Annotated in this window: 6 protein-coding genes; 3 read left to right on the top strand and 3 right to left on the bottom strand. The window is 61.8% G+C overall.

Features of this window, described 5'->3' with window-relative positions:
• Positions 1-7: 7 nt before the first annotated feature.
• The 3 genes from ACT3IC_RS14875 to nanR form a co-directional block, all read right to left on the bottom strand.
• On the bottom strand, positions 8-1492 hold the full coding sequence (locus tag ACT3IC_RS14875) for an MFS transporter (RefSeq protein ID WP_156655119.1): 1485 nt from the start codon (positions 1490-1492) through the stop codon (positions 8-10).
• Positions 1493-1579: 87 nt separating this feature from the next.
• Positions 1580-2479, bottom strand: coding sequence for an N-acetylneuraminate lyase (gene nanA, locus ACT3IC_RS14870; RefSeq protein WP_103180802.1), 900 nt, complete (start codon positions 2477-2479; stop codon positions 1580-1582).
• A gap of 127 nt (positions 2480-2606) precedes the next feature.
• Entirely contained in the window at positions 2607-3392 is a 786-nt protein-coding gene (nanR, locus tag ACT3IC_RS14865) for a transcriptional regulator NanR (RefSeq protein WP_103180803.1), read from the bottom strand.
• A gap of 345 nt (positions 3393-3737) precedes the next feature.
• On the opposite strand from nanR, the gene ACT3IC_RS14860 reads away from it, so the two are divergent.
• The 3 genes from ACT3IC_RS14860 to ACT3IC_RS14850 all read left to right on the top strand — a co-directional run bounded on the left by ACT3IC_RS14860 (position 3738) and on the right by ACT3IC_RS14850 (position 24989).
• Positions 3738-4292, top strand: a complete 555-nt coding sequence (locus ACT3IC_RS14860) for a YceI family protein (protein ID WP_103180804.1) — start codon at positions 3738-3740, stop codon at positions 4290-4292.
• 688 nt (positions 4293-4980) lie between these two features.
• Positions 4981-7785 carry an Ig-like domain-containing protein gene (locus ACT3IC_RS14855; protein WP_473477994.1) on the top strand — a complete coding sequence of 935 codons (2805 nt, stop codon included), beginning with the start codon at positions 4981-4983 and terminating at the stop codon, positions 7783-7785.
• 1031 nt (positions 7786-8816) lie between these two features.
• Positions 8817-24989: a BapA/Bap/LapF family large adhesin gene (locus tag ACT3IC_RS14850; RefSeq protein ID WP_473477991.1), complete on the top strand. Its 16173-nt coding sequence runs from the start codon at positions 8817-8819 to the stop codon at positions 24987-24989.
• The last annotated feature ends 62 nt before the right edge of the window (positions 24990-25051 follow it).

Raw genomic sequence — 25051 nt, 5'->3', positions numbered from 1 at the left:
TTCAGCCTTAGTGTTTGGCAAGCTGGCTCGCCCTTTTGCCGGCCACAATGGCGCCGCTGAACGGTTTGCCGTCGATGGCATCGTGGGTACGCAGGGCTTCAGGATGCAGCCAGCGCTGAACGCGGGACGGCATATCAAAACCAATCAGCAAAATGACGACGAACGTCAGACCAAACGAGAGCGAGCAGAGCGCGGTGCCCAGATCGAGACGTTGAGCGATAAACGCCCCCAGAACCGGGGCCAGTGCACCGCCGAGCGCGCCGACGTTGTAGGTAAACCCGAGCCCGGCCGCGCGCTGTTCGGTATCAAAATAGCCTCCGATCAGTTTAGGCAGGATCCCTGAGATGCCCTGTCCAAGCATCTGCTGGAAGAAGAGCAGCAGGCCCAGCACCCAGACGCTGCTGCCGCCAAGGGTAAATACCGGAATGATCAGCAGCTGCGAGGCGAGCAGGCTACAGACATAGGCTTTGCGCGTGCCCAACCAGTCGCCAAGGAAGCCCCCGGCGCAGCAGCCTGCCGCCGCACCAAAGCCGCTGAAAAACAGCACCTGAGCAACGGTGGCGGGATCGTAAGCCAGATCGGTTTTCAGCCAGGTAGGCAACAGCGCCTGAATCGGCCAGGAGTATAAGAAGGCAAACAGCACCACCACCATCAGGGTGACGCCGGTCGGCCAGCGCTTGCCGTTGCTTTGCACCATAAAGCTAATGAAGATCCCCGCGCACAGCAGGCCGAGCAAGGCCACAATCGCCGCGCTCTCCAGCTGGCCTGCGAAGCAGAACCACAGCGAGACGGCGGCCACCAGGGTCATCATAATATTGATAACCCGATGTTCACCGCGATAGAGAATATCGACCATGGTTTTCACGGGCGCATTACTCTGCTGCTTCTCTTTCCAGTCTTCGGCTTCCGGAATATTTTTTCTCAGCCAGAGGGCAAAAACGATCGGCAAAATGCCGATGAAGAAGAGCGCCCGCCAGCCCCACTCCGGCACCACCAGGCTATAGACCTGAGCCGCCACCACCGCGCCGACGGAGAAGCCCGAGATCAGGAAACCACTGGCTTTGTTACGCAGGTGTTTGGGCCAGCTTTCAATCACATAGGTGGCGCTGGAGCCATACTCCCCCGCCATCCCCATGCCGATCACCAGACGGGCGATGAACATGGTGGTATAGCCCTGGGCCAGGCCGCACGCCAGCGTCCCGACGGAAAAGAGGATAATGCTGCTCACCATCGCCAGACGGCGACCGTAGCGATCCCCCATTGCGCCCAGCACCAGACCGCCAAACCAGCGGGAGATAAAGGCGGCGGAGATCAGGCTCGCGGCATGAAGGGTGGTCAGGCCGAATTCGGTTTTTATATCGGTTAAAACAAGAGCGATGAGGACAAAATCAAAACCATCAAGAACATAACCGACCCAGGCGGCAGAAAACGCGCGCCACTGCTGACGGTTGAGGCAACGATACCACGGGACATTTTGAGTCATTGTATTCATGTCAGTCTCCGCAATGGGTAAACCCATACGCTGTTTTGCAGGATACAGCTTTAGTAATGCCGGGTATGCCCGGCATCCGGCGTTGTCTTAACGTTGCTCTTTTTCTTGCTGGAGCCGCTGCGCTAATGCCCGTAGCGCGGGGAGATACTGTTCATCGACAGGGGCAAACGGCTTGCGGCACAGCGGAACATCAATCACGTCCATATAGTGCAGCACCGTTTTCAGGCCGCGGAATACGCCCACGTTGACCAGCAGGTCGATCACTTCATTACACTTGACCTGCAACGCTTTGGCGGTGGCGATATCCCCCTCCTTTAGCGCCCTGACGATCCCCTGATAGCGCCAGCCCATGATGTTATAGGTGCTGCCGATGCCACCATCCGCACCCGCCAGCAGGCCGGAGGCGAAAATCTCATCGTAACCGTTGTACAGCACCAGATCCGGGTGTGCCCGGCGGATCTGCTCCATCTGATAGAGATCGCCGGAGGTCTGCTTCAGCGCGCCCACGCCGGGTAAGGTCACCAGCGTATTGATCTGATCCAGAGAGAGTTTGACCCCGCTCAGGGCCGGGATGTTGTAGACCACCATCGGCAACCCATCTGCTGAATCAATAATTTCCCGATAGTGATCGAAATGCTCTTCAAAGCTGAACGGATAGTAGAAGGGCGTGACCGCAGAGACGGCGTCATAGCCATAACGGCTGGCCGCCTGGGCCAACTGCTGGCTCTCGTGGGTGCTGACGGTGCCGACATGGGCGATCAGGGTGACTTTGCCTTTTGCTTCTTCAGCAACGATCTCAAGCACTTCCTGACGTTCGGCGCTGTTCTGCACGAAGGCTTCGCCGGTAGATCCCCCAACATAGAGGCCATCGATGCCCTGGGCAATGTTGAACCGTACCAGCTGGCGCAAGCTTTGCGTATCCAGCTGCTGGTTGCGATCGAACGGTGTAAGCAGTGCGGGCATAACCCCTTTAAGCGTGACGGACATAGATACCTCGAATGTAATGTGATGACGCGATAATGGTAGACCTTTATACCTGTTATACCAGACACATTAAAAACAGCGCGATCGAAATGCGCAGAACGCGATCGAGTTCACTAAATCATCGAGGCGATTATTTGCGGCGTTTTTTGCCCTGCTCGAAGGCGTGCCAGGTGGCGAAAACGCTGGTGAGGTGGGCCTGTAATGCCTCTTCAGCCGCATCGGGATCGTGGCTGCGGATAGCGTTAAAGATGGCGATATGTTGTTGATAGCTGGTGTTATTATGCTCGTGCAGCGCCTGCTCCGGTACCGTGGGGCGCGCGGCAATCAGCCAGTCGATCAGCGCCACGTGGATCGCCAAAAAGATCGGGTTGTTGGGGATCTCCGCCAGCACGCGGTGAAATTCCACGTCGGAGCGAATAAACAGCGCATTGTCATCCAGCGACTGGCTGTTCAACGTCAGGGCTTTTTCCAGCAGGGCAATCTGCTCATCGCTGGCATGCTGTGCAGCATGGCGCACCAGGCTGGACTCAAAGAACAGGCGCAGCTGCTCAAAATGAGCGATCCCACCCGGATGGGCGAGGAAATCTTTTGCCATACCGGAGAGTTCGCTAATGATGGTGTCCGCAGAGGGGCGCGAAATACGGGCGCGCTCGCCGTTCTGGATCTGCACCAGCCCTTTGCGTTTGAGTGCCGCCAGCGCCTCGCGCACTGAAGGTCGCCCGACATTAAAAAAGGCCATCAGCTCACGTTCAGAGGGCAGCTGTTCACCTTCGGCAAACTCACGGCGACGGATCATCTGCTCCAGCTCTTCTTCCACCATCTCGGACAATTTTTTGCGCGCCAGCGGGCGACGACGCAATGTCCGCCCAATGGTTTCAGAGGAGATTTCTGTCTGTTTTTCGCTGGAAAGAGTCATAGACGCTACATCATAAGAAGTTGAGTTAAGGAGTTCTTTATCATAACACAGGCGTTGGTGCCAGGTGCGATGGGTTACGCAGGTGCCAGAGGATAACGTCAACGCAGACATTCACTTATATGGCGAGGTAGACCCAAATGGCCCCGGCGTTATCGCGACGCTCACCTGAAACTTTCTCAAACTGTGAACCCGCTACAAACGCATATTTAACACTCTTCTGAAACCCCTTGCTCACGCGCTTCCCTGTTTCTACGCTTATTCTCACGCAGGGCAACACCCCTCTTACACCAAACAAGCCTGCGCGCTGATGCGTTAACTTGCAACCTGTGAATGGGAGAGCCCCCTATGCTGCGCCGCATTCTTCTGCTGGTCTTCATGATCGCTTGCCCGTCGCTTTACGCCGCCCCCGTCGTCTATGTCATCGACACGCAGAAGACCGCCATCAGGCTGTCGTGGCGCGCCTTCGGCGGCATACCCTCCTGGGCGCATCTCCAGGGGGTGACGGGGACGGTCACGCTGAACCCGGACAATGAATATGACGATCGCATCCGGGTGTCGGTGCCGGTCGCCACACTTCAGGCCTCCAACAATCTGCTCACCTGGCAGTTGAAAAGCGATATGTTTTTTGACGCCGCCCGCTACCCGACGATCACCTTTACCAGCACCCGGGTGGTGAAAGTTAAGGACGATCATTACCGCGCGTTCGGCACTCTCACCGTCCGGGATCTCAGTCGTCCGGTGATCCTCGAAGCCACGCTCGATCGTCTGCCGGACGAGGCGATCGCGCTGCATGCCACCACCGCCATCTCCCGTTCAGCGTACAAGATGGATCGCTTTGCGCTGGTGGTGGACGATCGCATCGCCATTGCCATTGAGATCCAGGCGATGCGGCGTCAGTAAAATTTCGACCTGATACAATAATATTTATTAATAATTGCTCCGGTAAAAAATCCCGCCTGTTCTATACTGCCTTTCAGAAAATAATAAACGCGCAAAAAATAGTACAAACGTCGTAGAGCGTTTTGTAGAAGGCGTTATCCAGACGAGAAAAAATCATACCTTTGTATTATTCAAAAATTCAGCAACGCTTCTATTAGCCGGTGGCGAAAATATAATAAATAGCGTGTTATCGCGCCCTCGAATTTAATAAATATAAAAGCTAATCCAGCGATGAAACTTGTGATCTCTCGCAATCTCCGCTTCATCATCCGCACTAACAAAACCCGACACATCAGAATAAAAATAGATAAAATACAACATTTTAATCAATAATTCTGGCGATTGCCCACTGGTTTATTAGGTTTCAACGCGGTTAAGTAAGCGCCTATGCTTTATTTCACCGCTTCGTCATTTGCGCTTTTGGTTCTTTATGACTATATCCTTTAATGCACTTATAAAAAGCCAGCAATATAAATAACAGGGATGGCAATCATCACGCCTGCGCAAAAAACAAAAAAGTCGCAGAAAAACTATTACAGCAGAACATTATTTCTGACAAATAGTGTCTCCTTCGGGACGCTTAAACTCTGCTGAAAGAAAAACGATTTTTACACACAGCATTCATTACACTCTGTTGGGAGTCATACAAATGAGTAAATTCACTGTTATCTCCAGACTGACGCATCAACAAACAGTCGCAGAAGGTAACCAGATCATTCTGGGCGAGGATTCCGTTGTTAAGCTCGATGCAGGCAGGGGCGATATTGCCAGTTATTCCCGCAGCAATAACGATTTGCTGGTCAGGATGACCAACGGCGAAACCGTGACGCTGAAGAACTACTACATCAACGATCATCAGCTGGTACTGAATGAAAACGGCGCGCTGTGGTGGATTGAAGATCCGCTGGCGGTTGAGCGTTACCAGTCGATCCCGTCAACCGACGCGTTGATTGCCGGTAACGTCAGTAGCTCATCGGGCGATACTCCTATCTGGCCGTGGGTGCTGGGTGGCGTGGCCGCAGCGGGGGGCATTGCGCTGGCAGCAGGCGGTGGGGGCGGCGGCGGTGGGGGCGGTGACGATCGCATCGATCCGGGTCCGGTAGCGCAGGATACCACGCCGCCCGGCGCGCCCACTAACCTGCATTTCGCCAACGGTAACACCCAGCTGCTCGGCAGCGCCGAAGCCAACAGCATGGTAACCATCACCGATGCCAGCGGTAACGTGGTGGGCAAAGCCAAAGCCAACGGCAATGGTGAATTTACCGTCGAGCTGGGGGTGCCCTACACCAACGGCGAGACGCTGACGGCCACAGCCGCCGACAGCTCCGGCAACGTTAGTCCGCCCACCAGCCTTACCGCCGCGGATACCACCCCGCCAGATGCGCCCATGATTATTATCGCTGACGACAACGCCGGCAGCCTGACCGGGGCGCTGAACAGCGATCAGACCACCGACGATCCGCGCCCGGTCTTTAGCGGCAGCGGCGAGGCCGGTTCGACCATCACGGTGTATGATAACGGGAAGAACATCGGCAGCACGGTAGTGAACAGTGACGGTAGCTGGACGTTTACCCCCACCGCCGATCTCGCTAACGGCTTGCATCAGATCACCGCCAGCGCCACCGACCCGGCAGGCAATACCAGCCCGGACTCTCCCGCGTTCAACCTCACCATCGATACCGTCGCCCCGAATGCGCCGGTTCTGCAGGTGATGGATGAGGTAGGCAACATCCAGGGGTTCATCACCTCCGGGGGTTTTACCGATGACAACCAGCCGGTGCTGAGCGGTACGGGCGATCCCGGCAGCACCATTACCCTCTACCACAACGATCTGCTGGTGGCGGAGATCATCGTTCCGGACAACGGCTCCTGGAGCTACCAGCTTGCCGAGCCGCTGACGGAAGGGCTACAGACCTTTACCCTGACGGAGACGGATATTGCGGGCAATCTGAGCCCCTCTTCCGCGCCGTTTGAATTTACCGTCGACCGCACGCCGCCCGCCGCGCCGAGTGGCCTCGCCATCAATGCCACTGGCACCATCGTCACCGGTAGCGCCGAGCCCAACTCGACGGTTACGGTGACCAACGACCTGGGTGATAGCCTGGGTACGGCCACCGCGGACGTCAATGGGGCATTTTCGCTGACCCTGACCACTCCGCAGGTCAATGGCGAAACCCTGAGCGCCGTGGCTACTGACCGGGCGGGTAACGAAGGTCCAGCCTCTTCGCTGCCTGTGCCGGACATCGCCCCGCCAGCGGCACCGACAGCCCTCTCCGTCGCCGCGACGGGCGACAGCGTGAGCGGTGAAGCGGAAGTGGATGCCCGCATCTCGGTACGCGACGCCACGGGCCAGGAGATAGGTACCGGCACCGTGGGTGCCGACGGTAAATTCACCGTCAATATCGCCCCGAACCAGCTCAACGGCGAGGTGCTGACGGTCTACGCCTTCGATACCGCCCAGAACCAGAGCCAGCCGGCGCAGGCCACCGCCCTGGACTCCACGCCACCGGCACCGCCTGCAGGGCTGGATGTCTCCGATAATGGTCTGGCGCTCACCGGCACGGCGGAAGTGGGTAGCACCGTGGTCGTCATGGAAGGCACCACTAAACTCGGCGAGCTGATTGTCGGCGAATCGGGTAGCTTCTCCTTCACCCTGCCTACCGCCAAACTGAACGGGGAGATCATGACGCTTACCGCTACCGATAAAGCGGGCAACACCAGCGCGCCCGGTACGGTAGAAGCCGACGACACGACCCCGCCGGCCACACCGATCATCACCAACGTGGTGGATAACGTTCCGGACGCCATCGGCACCATCGTGAGCGGGACCTTATCAGATGACCGCACGCCGCTCATCTCCGGCACCGGTGAGGTCGGCACCAAAATTTATGTCTACAGCGAGCAGATGCAGATCGGCTTTACGGAGGTGGATTCGGCAGGTAACTGGTCGTTCCAGGTCTCCGCCAGTCTGACCGATGGGCTCCACTCTCTGACCGCCGATGCGGTTGACCGCCGCGGCAATCACAGCCTGATCTCCGAGACCTGGACGATTAACGTCGACCCGCTGGCCCCGAACCCACCGACGGCATCAGCGGCAACCGCGGCGTTTGCCCAGAGCGAGGAGCCATTGGTGAGCACCCTGAGTGCCAGTACCACGGGCGAGACGCTGATTTATAACGTGCTCAGCGATAACGGCGGGGAGCACGTCGGTAACTTCTCGCTGGCGCAGGGCGACAAAATCGACATCAGCCAGCTGCTGGTGGGCTGGAATGGCGATGGCAACACGCTGGGGGATTATCTCCATCTCACCAGCAACGGCGATGGCAGCACGACAATCACGCTCGACCGGGATGGTGCAGGCACCAGCTTTGCCCCGGCCACGCTGGTGACGCTGGATAACGTGCAGACCACCTACGAGGAGCTGGTGAACCAGAATCATATTATCACCGGTTAACTCACCCCCCGCCGGGTGGCGGCTACGCCTGACCCGGCCTACAAAACCAAAAACCCGAAAACGAAAAACAGCAATGAAAAAGTCAAACAAAATAAATAGCTTACAGCGACTATCGTGTCCGGATAAAAATCGCTGAGGCGTTGACCGCAGGCCGGGGCGAGGCGCAAGGATCACGCCCGCCCCGATAGCCGAAGGGAATAAGCCGAAGACAAAATTGCCGGGAGCCCGGGTCGCCAGGGTGGTGGCGATTGAGCCACCCTGGCACGTTCACCGGTTCAGGCGTAACAGAAGCAGAAAACGTGAGGTGAACGGAACCCCTACTTCGCCACATATACTTCTCTTCATTCCCCACAAGAAGAAAATAATGTGATCTCTCCCACCGTAATAACATTTCTACCAAATAACCTGGTTGCCTTAACTTATACGCCCATCTAAATAGCACAACTCTTTATTAATTCAACCCAGATTCGACAATATTAAAAACCTTCTCAAATATATCATATTCAATATCAACTTCACTCCCATTTAAATATTTATACAGCCACACTAAAATACCCCTATAAAATACCTCCCCCTCACCAAATGCCGCTATCTCATTAAATTAAAAACAAAAATCTCTACACACGCCTCGCTCAGCAGACACCTGCAAGCCGCGCCACGCCTGCCACCGCCATTTTCACACTGCACAGCGCAATATTTTAAATATGACTAACCATTTATTAACTCACGCTTAATTTGCACTTCTGGTACTTTCTGGCTATATCAAATTCAGTCAATCACAAATTCTTACCATTATTAAAGACAAGGATTTTACCGCTGAAAACATATTCCCAATCGCATTATCTCTTGAGTATCAAAGGCTAAATGTCGCTGCCACCATCGCTATATCGGCAGCTTTTAATCACTTTCACATAATTACCCAGGGTCATTGTTTTAAATAAACAATATCCCTTTGGGTGGCGCTTAATCTGCTGAAAAGAAATGGCGAAAAATAGACGCCGTTTCTCTGCACTCTGCCGGGAGTAATACACATGAGTAAAATCACTGTCATCTCCAAACTGACGCACGTCGAATCAGTAACAAACGGGTCTCAGGTGACGCTGAATGATTCCTCCATTGTAAAAATCAACGCTGAACGGGCTGACATTCTCGAGTACAACCGCAGCGGGAATGACTTGATTGTTAAGCTGACCGACGGCGAAACCATTACCGTCAAAAATTTCTTCGTCAGCGGCGATAACGGTATCAGCCAGCTGGTACTGGAAGAGGACAACGGTGCGCTGTGGTGGATTGCAGACCCGATGGCAGCAGAGCAATATCAGTCGATAGCCTCCATTGATGCCCTGCTGGCAGGAACCACAACCGCGTCCGCGGGCGAAGCGGCGATCTGGCCGTGGGCGCTGGGCGGAGTGGCGGTCGCAGGGGGCATTGCGCTGGCCGCTGGTGGCGGTGGCGGCGGTGGTGGTGGTGGCGGAAGTAATGGCGACGGTGACGGCGGCATTGATAACGGCGGTGGCAGCAATAACGGCGGTGGCAGCGACAACGGCGGGAGCCCCAACCTCCCGGGCAGCCCGAACGACACCACCCCGCCGGGCGCACCCGCCAACCTCCGATTCTCAGCAGATGGCACCCAGCTTAGCGGGAGCGCCGAACCCAACAGCACCCTCACCGTTACCGATGTCAACGGCAACGTCATCGGTCGGGGCCAGGCCAACGGCAACGGCGAATTCACCGTCGATCTCGGCAAGCCTTATACCAACGGGGAAACCCTGACCGTCACGCCAACCGACGGCGCAGGCAACGTCGGCCCGGGCACCCCGGTGACCGCCGCAGATACCACCCCACCCGCAGCGCCAGTTGTCGCCAGCGTGGTCGATGACGTGGGCAACGTAACCGGGTCGCTCACCAGCGGCCAGACCACCGATGACGCCCGCCCTACCTTTAGCGGCAGCGGCGAACCCGGTGCCACTATCACGATTTACGACAACGGCAACGCCATCGGCACCGCGCAGGTCAACAGCGACGGTAGCTGGACCTTCACCCCGGCCAGCGCGCTGGGCGAAGGGGCGCATCAGATCACCACCCGGGCCACCGACGGCGCGGGCAACACCGGACCGGCCTCCCCGGCCTTCAGCTTTACCGTGGATACCGTCGCGCCGAATGCGCCATCCGGCGTGACGGTGAATGACACCACCGGCACGATACAGGGAGTCATTGCCGCCGGGCAGACCACTGACGCCAACCGCCCTTCCCTGAACGGCAGCGGTGAGGCGGGCAGCACCATCCGGATTTATGATAACGGCCAGCTCGTAGGCGAGACCGTTGTCGGCGCAGACGGCACCTGGAGCTTTACTCCGGAGACTCCCCTTGCCGACGGGCCACACTCCCTCACCCTGACGGAAACGGATCCCACGGGCAACACCAGCGCCCCCTCCGAGCCGTTTGCTTTTACCATCGACCGTACGCCACCGGACCAGCCAACCATTAGCCTGATCCCGGGCGGCACCGAGGTCGTCGGTACCGCCGAGCCGGGCAGTAACATCATCATCACCAACGGTGCCGGGGACGAAATTGGCCGCGGCACTGCCGATGCCAACGGCGACTTCACGATCCCCCTCGACGAGGCGCAAAACGAAGGCGATACCCTCAACGTGGTGGCCTCCGATGCCGCCGGGAACCAGAGCCAGCCCGCCACTGCGGTGGTGGGGGATGTCACCCCGCCTGACGCGCCAACCGATCTGCAAATCTCCCTGAATGGCGCCACCGTTACCGGTAAGGCGGAGGCGGGCAGCACCGTGACCATCCGCGATGGCGACGACGTGATCGGCAGAGGGGTAGCGGACGCTGACGGCAACTTCAATATTCTTCTCAGCACCCCAAGGCTCAACGGTGAAGGCCTGGCGGTTACCGCCACCGATGCCGCGGGCAATACCGGGCCGGAAAGCAGCGTTGCCGCCCCGGACGTCACCCCGCCCGAGGCGCCGGTTATCGTAAGCGTGGTGGATGGCATGGACGACATCACCGGCGTGGTCAACGACGGGCAGGTCACTAATGACCGCCAACCGCTCATTACTGGCACCGGTGAGCCGGGCGCCACCATTTACATCTATAACGGCGACGAGGAGGTCGGTTTTGCCAACGTCAACGCAGACGGCACCTGGTCTACCAACATCACGCTGGGCGCGGACGGCGGCTACGTCCTGCGGGCGGAAGCGGTGGACAGTGAAGGCAACCGCAGCGGCCCGTCCAACACCTGGAGCATTATTCTCGATGCCACCGCGCCGGGTACGCCTGCCATCGTCCAGGTGATCAACGATCTGCCTGACTCCGCTGGCGTGATCGATAACAACAGCGCCACCAACGACAACCGCCCTACCCTCTACGGCACCGGTGAAGCCGGGTCGACCATCACTATTCTGGTGGATGGCGTGGAGGTGGGCACCGCGCTGGTGGGCAGCGGCGGCGAGTGGAACTTCACCCCGGCGACGGCGCTTGAGGATGGGGAGCACGCCATCACGGTGGTGGCGAAAGATACCGCCGGGAATAACAGCGCCGCCTCCGACGCCTTTACGCTGACCGTTGATACCACCGCCCCCGCCGCCCCGGTCATTACCCGGGTGGCAGATAACACCGGCAGCGTGCAGGGTGATGTGGGCAACAACGTGCCCACCGACGAAACCCGTCCGGTGTTCTACGGCACCGGCCCGGCGAACGCGCAGATCGCCCTCTATGAAGGCACCACTCTGCTGGGCACCACCACCACCAATGCGCAGGGCGAATGGAGCCTGCAAGTGACGACCCCGCTGGGGAATGGCACTCACACCATTACCGCCACCGTCAGCGATGCGCTGGGCAACACCGCCACCTCGGAGAGCTTTAACCTGGTGGTTGATACCCTCGCCCCGGACACTCCGGCGCTACCGGAGATCACCGTCAATCCTGACGGCGGCGAGGAAGCGATCCTCACCTCCGGCGGCAGCACCCGCGACACCACCCCAACCCTGAGCGGTACCGGTACGGAAGGCGACATCGTCACCATCTACGACGGCACTACCAAAATCGGCGAAACCACCGTCCAGCCAGACGGGAGCTGGAGCTGGACCCCGCCAGAAGGACTGCCTAACGGCACCTACGATCTCAGCCTGACCGTGACCAACAAAGATGGCGCGGGCAACGAGAGCGCCCCGTCGCAGCCGGTGAGCATTACCATCGATACCGACGCGCCGGATCAGCCTGCCGCCCCGGTAATTACCGATAACGTCAGTGAAATTACCGGCCCGGTTGGCAACAACGGCGCCACTAACGATACCCGTCCGGTACTGAGCGGCACGGGCACGCCAGATGACACCATCAGCATCTACGACCAGACCGCCACGGGCAACGTCAAGGTGGGCGAAGCGGTGGTCGACATCAACGGCAACTGGAGCTGGCGGCCTGATGACGAGCTGGCCCAGGGGCAGCACAGCTTTACCGTGACCGCCACCGACGAGGCGGGTAACGTCTCGGCGATCTCAAACACCATCACCGTGACCGTCGACAGCGAGGTACCGGCGATCCCGGTTATCAGCAGCGTGGATGACAACCTCCCGGCGGGCGGCAGCAGCAACGACAATACCCCGACCGTCACCGGCACCGGCGAAAACGGCACCACCGTGATCCTTTACAGCAACGGCGTGGAGGTCGGACGCAGCCTGGTCACTGACGGCAGCTGGAGCATCACCACTCCGGAACTGCGAGATGGCCCGACTACCCTGACCGTGGCGGCGGTGGATGCTGCCGGGAACGTCAGCGGCGCGGGCAACGATTTTGCCTTCACCATCGACACCCAACCGCCAGGTAACCCACAGCTGCTTGCGATCTCTGAAAGCACCCTGGCCGGTGGCCAGCTTTATGTGAACAACGCCACTCCGACCCTGAGCGGCAGCGGGGAACCACTCAGCACCATCACCGTCGTTATCGACGGCAATGCCGTAGGCGAGGTACAGGCCGACGCCGGGGGCCAATGGACGCTGCCGCTGCCCGAGGGCACCACGCTGAGCGATGCCAGCCATACCATCACCGTGGTGGCGCGCGACGCGGCGGGTAATACCAGCGAAAGCACGCCGGTTAACCTGATCGTTGATACCCAGGCACCGGACGTGCCGGTGGTGACCGGAATTGTCTCCGGCGGTACGCCGCTGACTGGCACTGCCGAAGCGGGTTCCATTATTACGGTGACCGGCCCGGGCAACGTGGTGCTGGGCACCGGGGTCACCAACGCCCAGGGGCAGTTCTCCGTCGCCCTGACCCCGCCGCAAAGCGACGCGGTCACCCTGAACCTGACCGCCAGCGACGTGGCGGGCAACACCAGCCTGCCGGGATCGTATGACGTTCCGGCTACGCCAGCGCTGCCGGAGGTGCCGGTCATCAACGAGATTGTTGATGACAACGGTACCGGCGGCAACGTTAAAGGCGGCAGCTCCAACGACACCACCCCGACCCTCACCGGCACCGCCATCCCGGGCAGCGTGGTGACACTCTATCTCGACGGCAGCACCACGCCGCTGGGCACCGTCACCGCCGACGCCACCACCGGCGCATGGTCGTTCCCGATTGAAACCGCCCTGGATGAGGGCAGCCATAGCTTCAGCGTCACCGCCACCGTTGACGGCCAGACCAGCGGCCTGTCGCCGGAAGCGACGGTCAATATCGATATCACCCCGCCATCCGCCCCGGCGTTCGGTAGCGTGGTGGACGACGTGGGCCCGGTTTCGGGCGCCATCGTCAGCGGCAGACCGACTAACGATGATCTGCCGACCTTTAACGGCACAGCGACGCCGGGCGACGTCATTACCCTCTATGCAGGCGACACCGTGCTCGGTACGGCAACGGTGGGCAACACCGGCGCCTGGAGCATTACCCTTGCCCAGCCGCTGGATGATGACACCTACAGCCTGACCCTCAGCGCCACCGATCCGGCGGGCAACGAAAGTCCGCGCTCGGCACCGTTCACGCTGGTGGTGGATACCAGCGCGGGCGAAGTGCTTATCACCGGCGCTAACGACAACGTCGATCCGGTCAGCGGCAACGTGGCTAACGGCGGCAGCACCAACGACAACACCCCTACCCTCTCGGGCACCGCGGAGGCGGGCAGCAGCGTGGCGATCTACGATGGCATTACGCTGCTGGGTACCGTCACCGCCAGCGCCACGGGCGCCTGGAGCTTCACCCCTACCCGCGTGCTGGCGGAAGGTCAGCACAGCTTCACCGCAGTCGCTACCGACAGCGCGGGTAACATCAGCCCGGTATCCGGTGTTTACACGCTGTTCGTGGACATGACCCCACCGGCCACCCCGGTCATTGTCAGCGTCAACGATGATGTGGAGGGCAGCACCGGGCCGCTGACCAACGGCCAGGTCACCAACGACACCCGCCCGGAACTGACCGGGACCGGCGTGGCGGGCAGCACCGTGCATATTCTCGATAACGGCGTGGAGATCGGCACCGCCTTAGTCAGCGAAAGCGGCAACTGGAGCTTTATCCCTGGGACCGATCTGACGCCGGGCTCGCACGATCTGCGCGTCAGCGCCACCGATGCCGCAGGCAACCTCTCGGGCACCTCGCCAGCCTTCACGCTGAACGTGGATACCGCCGCCCCGCTGGCGCCAGTGGTGATCACCGTAGTGGATGATGTCGGCGCGGCCACCAGTACGCTGGCAAGCGGCGATACCACCAACGACACCCGTCCAACCTTTACCGGCAGCGGCGAAGTGGGTGCCACGATCCGTATCCTTGTTGACGATCGGGAGATCGGCACCGCGGTGGTTAACGCCGCGGGCAGCTGGACTTTCACGCCCGATCAGCCCCTGGAAGAGGGCACCCGCAGCATTCGCTTTACCGCCACTGACGTCGCCGGAAATACCGGGGATGCCAGCGAGCCGTTTGTTCTGACGGTGGATACCCAGGCGCCAACGGCGCCGACCCTCACCGCCATCAGCGATAACGTCGGGACGATCCAGAACCCGATCACCACCTCCGGCCAGACCACCGACGACACCACCCCGACCCTGAGCGGCAGGGCTGAAGCCAATGCCACGGTGGATATTTATGACAACGGCGCCCTGATCGATACCGTGCAGGCCAACGAAGCGGGTGACTGGACATACACCCCAGACCAGGCGCTCAACAACGGCAGCCATACCTTTACCACCCGCGCCACCGACGCGGCGGGCAACGTCAGCGAGCTCTCGCCGGGCTTCACCCTGATTGTCGATACCCTTAAACCGGTAGCCCCGGTGATCGCCCTGGCCCAGGATGACGTCGCCCCGGGCACCGGCGCGCTCGCCAGCGGAAGCAGCACCAACGACACCCTGCCGGTGCTCACCGGCACCAGCGAGCCGAATGCCCGGATACAGATCTTTGAAGGCGAAACCCTGGTGGGCGTTGGCGTGGCGGATGCGCAAGGAAACTGGACGGCCACGCTCACCGAGCCGCTCAGCGATGCTCAGCACAGCTTCAGGGCGGTAGCCATTGATGCCGCGGGCAACGCCAGCGATCCATCCGCCGCCTTCACCCTGACCGTCGATACCCAGCCGCCAGCGGCGCCGGTACTGGTTTCGGTCACTGATGATGTCGGCGCCGGAGGCATCCTCGACAACGCCCAGCTGACCAACGATGCGAACCCGACGCTGCGCGGCACGGCAGAGGCGAGCACCACGGTGAACATTTACGACGGCGCCACCCTGCTGGGCACGGCGCTCGTCGGGGCCGACAACGCCTGGATCTTTACCCCGCAGAGCCCACTGGGCGACGGTCTGCACACCCTGACGGTGACCGCCACCGACGCGGCGGGCAACGTCAGCCCGCCGACCAGCGGATTTGTGATCAACGTGGATACCATCGCGCCGCCAGCGCCTGCCATCGTCTCGGTTGTGGATGACATCGGTTCGGTACAGGGGCCTGTCCTCAACGGCAACCCGACCAACGATACCCGTCCGACCCTCAACGGCACCGCCGAAGCGGGCGCAATAGTGCGTATTTACGACGGCGACACCCTGGTGGGCGAGACGATCGCTAACGCCGAGGGCCAGTGGACCCTGGCGCAGACCACCACTACCCTCATCGACGGGGTGCATAACTTCACCGCCACCGCCACCGACACTGCGGGCAACCTCAGCGCGAGGTCACCGGTTACGTCGATCACCGTTGACACTATCGCCCCGGGCGCGCCGGGCAGCTTCACCGTGCTCAACAACGGCAATACCCTCACCGGCCAGGGCGAAGCGGGCAGCACCATCACCGTGCGCGATGGAGACACGGTGATTGGCACCGGGGTCGTTGACGAGACAGGCAACTTCTCCCTTACCCTCACCACGCCAAAACAGAATGGGGAACTGCTGACGGTAACGGCAACCGACCGGGCCGGGAACACCGGCGCGGAAGGCCAGATCGTCGCTCCGGACACCACGCCGCCTGCCGTTCCGGCGATCACCGACGTGGTGGACAACGTGAGTGCGTATACCGGCACCGTCAACGACGGGCAGACCACCAATGACAACACGCCACTGGTGCGCGGCACCGGCGTTGCCAACGCCACCATCCTGCTCTACAGCGGCACGGATCTGGTTGGCACCACACAGGTCAGCGCAGAGGGGACCTGGGAGATCCAGCTGACGGCACCGCTGCCTGATGGCGGTCACGTTCTGACCGCGCAGTCGGCGGACGCCGCGGGCAACAACAGCGCGCCGTCCAACAGCTGGAGCATCGTAGTGGATGCCACCGCCCCGGACGCCCCGGTCATTACCCAGGCGATCAACGATCTCTCCGGCAGCCCGGTTGCCATCAGCAATAACGGCGCCACCAACGACAACCAGCCAACCCTGAGCGGGACCGGGGAGGCGGGCACCACCCTCAGCATTCGGGTGGACGGCGAGGAAGTGGGTACTGTCCAGGTGGGCGCGGGGGGCGAATGGACCTTCACGCCGCCGGAGGCGCTCGGCGAGGGGCTACGCGTCATCACCGTGGTGGCGACCGATGCCGCCGGGAACACCGGTGAGCCGTCCGCCGCCTTTAACATCACTATCGATACCGTACCGCCAGCCGCCCCGGTCATCACCCTGGCCGTGGACAATACCGGCAGCGTCACCGGCGACGTGCTCAGCGACCAGCCGACCGATGAGAATCTGCCGCTGATCCGCGGAACGGGTCCGGCGAACGCGCAGATTAACCTCTATGACGGCACCACCCTGCTGGGCACCGCCACCACCAGCGCGACGGGAGCATGGAGCGTACAGCTCACCACGCCGCTGGGGAACGGCACCCACGCCCTGACCGCCACGGTGAGCGATGCGGCGGGCAACATCGCCACCTCCGGCACCTTTAACCTGGTGGTGGATAACGTGCCGCCTGCCACGCCGGAGATTCCGGCTATCACCGTCAACCCGGACGGCAGCGGCGAGACCCCGCTTACCGGTGGGGGCAGCACCCGTGATACCACCCCAACCCTGAGCGGGACCGGGAATGAGGGGGATCTCGTCACCATCTATAACGGTACCACCCCTATCGGTGAAACCACCGTGCAGCCGGACGGGACCTGGACCTGGACGCCGCCTGCGGATCTGCCTAACGGCACCTACGATCTGAGCCTGACCGTGACCAACAGCGACGGCGCGGGTAACGAGAGTGCGCCATCCCAGCCGGTAAGCATCACCATCGATACCGAAGCGCCAGAGACGCCAGCGCTGCCGGTGGTGACGGATAACGTCAGCGATATCACCGGCCCGGTAGCCAACAACGGCGCCACCAACGATACCCGTCCGGTGCTGAGCGGCACAGGCACGCCGGACGACATCATCACCATCTATGACGAGACCCTCAACGGAAACAATCCGGTGGGCGAAGTGGTGGTCGACATCAACGGCAACTGGACGTGGCGTCCGGACCTGCCGCTGACGGAGGGCACCCACAGCTTCACCCTGACCGCCACCGATCCGGCGGGCAACGCATCGCCGGTATCTGGCAGCATGACCGTCACCGTTGACAGCGTCGTGCCAGCGATCCCAACTATCGGCATCGTGGATGACAACGTCGGTCCGGTCACCGGCAACATTACGGCGGGGGGCAGCAGCAACGACAATACCCCAACCGTCACCGGTACCGGAGAGAACGGCACCACGGTGATTCTCTACAGCAACGGCATTGAGGTGGGACGCGGCCAGGTCACTGACGGCATCTGGAGCATCACCACTTCGGAACTGCGAGATGGCCCCACCACCCTGACCGTGGCGGCGGTGGATGTTGCCGGGAACGTCAGCGCGGCGGGGAGCGACTTCGCCTTCACCATTGACACCCTCCCTCCTGCCATCCCGCAGCTGCTGGCGATCTCCGACAGCACCCTGGCAGGCGGCCAGCTCTACGCCAACAGCAGCACCCCGACCCTGAGCGGGACCGGGGAGCCGCTCAGCACCATCACCGTCTCTGTTGACGGACAACCGCTGGGCGAGGTGCAGACCGACGCCCAGGGCCAGTGGACGCTGCCGATCCCTGACGGCACCCCGCTCTCCGATGCCCCGCACACCTTTACCGTGGTGGCGCGGGATGCGGCGGGCAACACCAGCGAAAGCACGCCGGTTAACCTGATCGTTGATACCCAGGCGCCGGGTGCGCCGGTGGTGACCGGGATTGTCTCCGGCGGTACGCCGCTGACCGGGACCGCCGAAGCGGGTTCCATCATTACGGTGACCGGCCCGGGCAACGTGGTGCTGGGCACCGGCATCACCAACGCCCAGGGGCAGTTCTCCGTCGCCCTGACCCCGCCGCAAAGCGACGCGGTCACCCTGAGCCTGACCGCCAGCGACGTGGCGGGCAACACCAGCCTGCCGGGATCGTATGACGTTCCGGCTACGCCAGCGCTGCCGGACGTGCCGGTTATCGACGCCATCGTGGATGACAACGGCACCGGCGGCAGCATCAACGTCAAGGGCCTGAGCTCCAACGACGCTACGCCAACCCTTACCGGCACGGCGATCCCGGGCAGCGTGGTGACCGTTTATCTCGACGGCAGCACCACGCCGCTGGGCACCGTCACCGCCGATGCCACCACCGGGGCCTGGACGTTGCCGGTTGCCACCGCCTTGAGCGAAGGCAGCCACAGCTTCAGCGTCACCGCTACCGTCGACGGCCAGACCAGCGGCCAGTCGCCAGAGGCGACGGTGAATATCGACCTCACCCCGCCTGCGGCACCTGCTCTGGGCACGCTGGTGGATAACGTCGGCACCGTCACCGGTTCAGTGGTTAGCGGTACCCCGACCAACGACAACCAGCCAACCCTGAACGGCACGGCGACACCGGGGGATGTAATCACCATTTATGCCGGTGATACCGTGCTCGGCACCGTACCGGTGAGCGCAACCGGAGCCTGGAGCTTCACCCCCGCCGAGCCGCTGGCGGATGGCACCTATACCCTGCTCCTCACCGCCACCGATCCGGCGGGCAACCAGAGCCAGCCGTCGGCACCGTTCTCACTGGTGGTGGATACGGTGGTGACACCACCGGTTATTACCGGAGCGAATGATGACGTCGGGCCGGTGACCGGCAACGTGGTCAGCGGCGGCAGCACCAACGACAACACTCCGACCCTGACGGGCACCGCGGAAGCGGGCAGCAGCGTCGCCCTCTATGAAGGCACCCGTCTGCTCGGCACCGTGGTCGCCAACGCCAGCGGGATCTGGAGCTTCACTCCGACGGTGGTGCTGCCGGAGGGCCAACACAGCTTTACCGCCATCGCCACCGACCTGGCGGGCAACGTCAGCGTAGCGTCCGGGGCCTATACCCTGACCGTGGACATCACGCCACCGGCGACGCCAGTCCTGGTCAGCGTTAATGACGACGTGGCGGGCAACACCGGCGTACTGGTCAGCGGCCAGATCACCAATGACGCGCGTCCGGAACTGACCGGGACCGGCGTGGCGGGCAGCACCGTGCGCATTCTGGATAACGGCCAGCAGATCGGCACCGCGCTGGTGGACGGCAGCGGCAACTGGCGCTTTACCCCGGACACCGATCTGGCCCAGGGGCCGCACGAGCTGCGCGTCAGCGCCACCGATGCCGCAGGCAACGTCTCGGGCACCTCTCCAGCCTTCTCCCTGAACGTCGATACCGTCGCGCCGCTGGCGCCGGTGCTGGCAAACGTGGTGGATGACGTCGGGACCCTTACCGGCACGGTGAACAACGGCGGCATCACCAACGATACCCGCCCAACCTTTAACGGCACCGGCGAAGCGGGCTCGATTGTCACTATCCTTGTGGATGGAGAAGCGGTCGGCACCGCGGTGGTTAACGCCGCCGGGAACTGGACCTTTACCCCTGACACCGCCCTCGCCGAGGGGCTGCGCAGCGTCACCTTCACCGCCACCGATCCGGCGGGGAACACCGGTCCTGCAAGCGCAGCCTTTACCCTGACGGTAGACACCACCGCCCCGGCGGCACCGACCATCCTGGCCGCCGCCGATAACGTGGGCAGCATCCAGACGCCGCTCACCGTTTCGGGCCAGGTGACCGACGATCCGACCCCAACCCTGTCCGGCCAGGCGGCCGCCAGCGCCACGGTGACGATCTATGACAACGGCGTGGCCCTTGGCACCGTACAGGCCAGCGCCGCCGGGGAGTGGAGCTTTACCCCGGCCACGGCGCTCGGTAACGGCAGCCACACCTTCACCGCCAGCGCCACCGACGCGGCAGGCAACCTCAGCGAAGCCTCGGCGGGGTTCACGGTGATTGTCGATACCGTCAAACCGCTCGCACCGGTGATCGCCCTGGCCCAGGATGATGTCGGCAGCATAACCGGGGCACTCCCCAGCGGGCAGCGCACCGATGACACCCTGCCGGTGCTCACCGGGACCAGCGAAGCGAACGCCCGGGTGCAGGTGTTTGAAGGCGATATCCTGCTGGGCACCGCCACCGCGGATGCCAGCGGTAACTGGTCGATTGCCCTGACCACCCCGCTCACCAACGCCACGCACAACTTTACAGCGTTGGCGACGGATGCGGCGGGCAACGTCAGCGATCCGTCCAATACCTTCAGCCTGACGGTAGATACCCAGCCGCCAGCGGTGCCGGTGCTGGTCTCAGTGGTGGATGATGTCGGTGCGGTGACAACCCTCACCAGCGGCCAGCTGACCAACGATGCGAGACCGACCCTCAGCGGCACCGCGGAAGCGGGCGCGACGGTGAGCATCTACGACGGCACCCTGCTGCTCGGCAGCGTGGTGGCCGATGCCAACAGCGCCTGGAGCTTTACTCCAACTACCCCGCTGGCGGATGGCCTGCACACCCTGACGGTGACCGCCACCGACGCGGTGGGCAACGTCAGCCTGCCGACCGCGGGCTTTACCGTGAATGTCGATGCCACCGCCCCGGCTGCGCCTGTCATTACCTCGGTAGTGGATGACGTCGGCTCGATCCAGGGCCCGGTGATCAACGGCAATCCGACCAATGACACCCGTCCAACCCTCAACGGCACCGCCGAAGCGGGCGCAATAGTGCGCATCTACGACGGCACCACGCTGGTAGGCGAGGTGACGGCCAACGCCCAGGGCCAGTGGACGCTGGCGCAGACCACCACCGCCCTCACCAACGGAGTACATAACTTTACTGCCACCGCCACCGATGCGGCGGGCAACCTCAGCGCAGCATCGCCGGTCACCGCCATCACCGTCGACACTATCGCCCCAGGGGCACCGGGCGGCTTGACTGTACTGGAGAGCGGGGGCCGGATTAACGGCACCGCCGAGGCGGGCAGCACCGTCACCATTCTCGGCACCGACAACGTGACCGTGTTGGGCACCGGCGTAGCCGACGCGTCCGGGCGCTTCAGCATCGCGCTCTCCACGCCGCAGGTGAACGCCGAACTGCTGCACCTCTTCGCCACCGACCGGGCCGGTAACGTGGGGCAGACGGTGGATCTGCGGGTGCCGTACTCGGTGATCCCGAATCCGCCAGTCATCACCAGCGTCAACGACAACGTGGGCAGCATCATTGGCAATCTGCTCAACGGGCAGCGCACCGACGATACCACCCCAACGCTGACCGGGACCGCGCAGCCGCTCTCCACCATCACCCTGTATGACAACAATGTGTTGTTAGCCACGGTGACCACCAACAGCGCCGGGGTCTGGACATACACCCCAACCGTGCCGCTGGGTAATGGCCCTCACGCCTTTACCGCCACCGCAGGCAATGCGGTTGGCACCAGCCCGGTGACGCCGCTGAGCTCGATTGTCGTGGATACCGTCGCCCCGGGCACGCCGCAGGGAACCTTTAACGCCGACGGCAGCGTTCTGAGCGGGACCGCCGAAGCGGGGAGCACCATCACCCTGCTGCTGAGCGATAACAGCGTGGTGACCACCACCGCTAACGCCCAGGGCAACTGGAGCTACACCTTCCTCGACAGACAGTCCGAAGGGGAGCGAATCACCCTTTCCGCCACCGATGCGGCGGGCAACACCTCCGCCACCGGTACGGTGATTGCGCCAAACCTGCCGCTGTCCGCGAGTGACAACGTGGTAGGGCTGGCCCTGACCACCAACGCCACCACCAGCACCGCCCAGTACAGCGACTACGGCGTGCAGCTGGTGGGCGGCGTCGGCAACGTGCTGTCGCTGCTGGGGGAGAACTCCGCCCAGGTGACCTTCACCGTACCGACCGGCGGTAGCGCAGATATGGAGATCAACGCCAGCGCCACGGGTATCGTGCTCTCCCTGCTTAACACCCTGGAGATCATTGTGCAGCGCTGGAACGGCAGCTCCTGGACCACCGAAGTGGATACTGGCCTGCCGCAGTTCGCCAACCTGCTGACCCTGGGTGCCAGCGGCGTGACCCTGAACCTGGCCGGTCTGCCGGGCGGGCAGTATCGTGTGCTGAGCTACAACACCAACCTGCTGGCGACCGGGTCATACACCAGCCTGGACGTGGACGTCACCCAGACCACGGCTGGTACCCTGTCCGGCACGCTGGTGCAAAACGGTAACGTCATCACCGATATCGATCCGGTGAGCGGCAGCGACAGCGCGCCAAACGGCACGGTGGTGACCAGCGTGACCAACGCCAACGGCGTCACCGTCAACGTGGCGGCAGGGGCGGCGGGCACCACCATCAACGGGCTGTACGGCACCCTGACCCTGCACACCGACGGGAGTTACACCTACACCCTGACCAATACCAGCGCCTCGGTGCTGGGCCGGACCGACACCTTCATCTATAACATCGCCGGAAAAGGGGCCACGGACGACGCCCGCCTGGTGATTACCCTGGGTGAGAACACGGTGCGCAACAGCGTGACGGCGGTGGACGACACCGCCTCCCTGACCTTCGGCACGCAGGTACAGTCCATCGACTACGGCCCGTCAAGCCAGGGCGGCTTTACCGTGGTGGGGGTTAACCTCGGCAACGTGCTGAACCTCAACCTGCTGGACGATCGTAGCGAGACCATGAAGTACAGCGTGGCGGAGGGTACCACCCGCACCATGACCATCCAGAGTAGCGTCGGCGGGGTGGCCCTGGCTTCGGTGTTTGACCTCTATATCTACAAGTTCAACCCGGCAACCCAGAGCTACGAGCGGGTACGCACCGAGGCAGGCTGGCTGCGCGCGCCGCTGCTGGGTGGCACCTCGGCACCGCTGACCCTGACCCTGCCGGCAGGGGATTACATCTTCCTGATGAACACCGTCTCGGGGGTCACCGCCCTGACCGGCTACCGTCTGAACGTGCTTGAGGACCACGTTTATGCCGTCACCAGCACCACCGCCAGCACCACCGGCGACGTGCTGCAAAGTGACATCGCGCCTGCGGGCACGCTTGTCACCCAGGTGAACGGCGTTAACGTGAACGCCACCGGCACCACCCGCATCGAGGGAGAGTACGGCACGCTGCTGATCGACGCCCAGGGCAAATATACCTATACCCTGCGCGCCGGGGTGGGCGCCGACCAAATCAGCACCCCGGACAGCTTCATCTACACCGTGACGGCACCGAATGGCGATAAGGACACCGCCTCCCTGAACATCACCCCGACACCGGTGGCGCTGGATGCGGTGAACGACGTCAGCCGCGAGCTGGTGGTGGATACGACTCCGCAGGTGGCCGCCTACCGCGATGACACGGTGGGTAACGCGACGTGGAATGCCGCTCTGCTGGCATCCACCACCGGCCGGGGCAGCGGCACGTTTGTGGTGGACGCCAACACCGCCCTGCATGACGTTGTGCTCCACTTTAACGTCGCCTCCCTGCTGTCGCTGGGCGGGCTGAACGTAAACTGGACCATTACCGGGGGAGGGGTTACCAGAAGCGGTTCATTCAATGGCGGCCTGCTGCTGGGTGGCGTGGCGACCATTAACGTCACCGGTCTGGATCTGGACGCCGGGACCTACACCCTGAGCTATACCGGCTCCATGGGGCCGCTGGGAGTAGGCCAGATCTCCATCACGCCATACGTCACCGGTACTACCGTCTACCTGAACAATGAGCTCACCACCGCGGGCCACACCGTCACCGGCAATATCTTCGACGGGACGGATTCCGGCGGCGTGCTGGATCAGCTGCACTCGGTAGACAGCCGTCTGAGCATCACCGGCTATAACGGCACCACCACTACCCTCGATCCGTACACCACGGCCAACGCCACCGCCAACATTCAGGGGCATTACGGCGTGCTGAACATCGGAGTGGATGGTCACTACACCTACACCCTGAACAGCGGCGTCTCGCTGGCCTCAATGACCACGAAGGAGACCTTTACCTACAAACTGACCGGCGATAACGGCACGACCGACACCGCCACCCTCACCATCAACATGGCACCGAAGTTCGTCAGCACGGAGCATAACGATACCTTTACCGGTAGCGCCTATGGCGACACGCTGATTTACGAAGTGCTGAACAACACGGCGGGGAACGGGACGGCAGGCAACGGCGGTAACGACCACTGGACCAACTTCTCACTGGCGCAGGGAGACAAGATCGATATCAGCGATCTGCTGGTGGGCTGGAACGGAAGTAGCGCGACGCTCGGTAACTATTTGCACGTCACAAATAGCAATGGCAATACCGTGATCTCCGTCGACCGGGACGGAGCGGCAAATATTTACACGAATACTACACTGGTAACACTGGATAACGTTCAGACAACTTATGAGGAGCTGGTTAACCAGAATCACATCATCACCGGTTAGCGCTAATAACAAGACCCGGGCGCTCGTCGCCCGGGCTTAACATTATAAAGTTGTTCAGTTTT

The sequence above is a fragment of the Leclercia sp. GHBNCSD genome (assembly GCF_055805075.1).
This window is presented reverse-complemented; position numbering and strand designations above follow the sequence as displayed.

Excerpts from the sequence above, each read along its gene's own strand:
- ACT3IC_RS14875 (WP_156655119.1), bottom strand. The coding sequence starts at position 1,492 with ATGAATACAATGACTCAAAATGTCCCGTGGTATCGTTGCCTCAACCGT.
- nanA (WP_103180802.1), bottom strand. The coding sequence starts at position 2,479 with ATGTCCGTCACGCTTAAAGGGGTTATGCCCGCACTGCTTACACCGTTC.
- nanR (WP_103180803.1), bottom strand. The coding sequence starts at position 3,392 with ATGACTCTTTCCAGCGAAAAACAGACAGAAATCTCCTCTGAAACCATT.
- ACT3IC_RS14860 (WP_103180804.1), top strand. The coding sequence starts at position 3,738 with ATGCTGCGCCGCATTCTTCTGCTGGTCTTCATGATCGCTTGCCCGTCG.
- ACT3IC_RS14855 (WP_473477994.1), top strand. The coding sequence starts at position 4,981 with ATGAGTAAATTCACTGTTATCTCCAGACTGACGCATCAACAAACAGTC.
- ACT3IC_RS14850 (WP_473477991.1), top strand. The coding sequence starts at position 8,817 with ATGAGTAAAATCACTGTCATCTCCAAACTGACGCACGTCGAATCAGTA.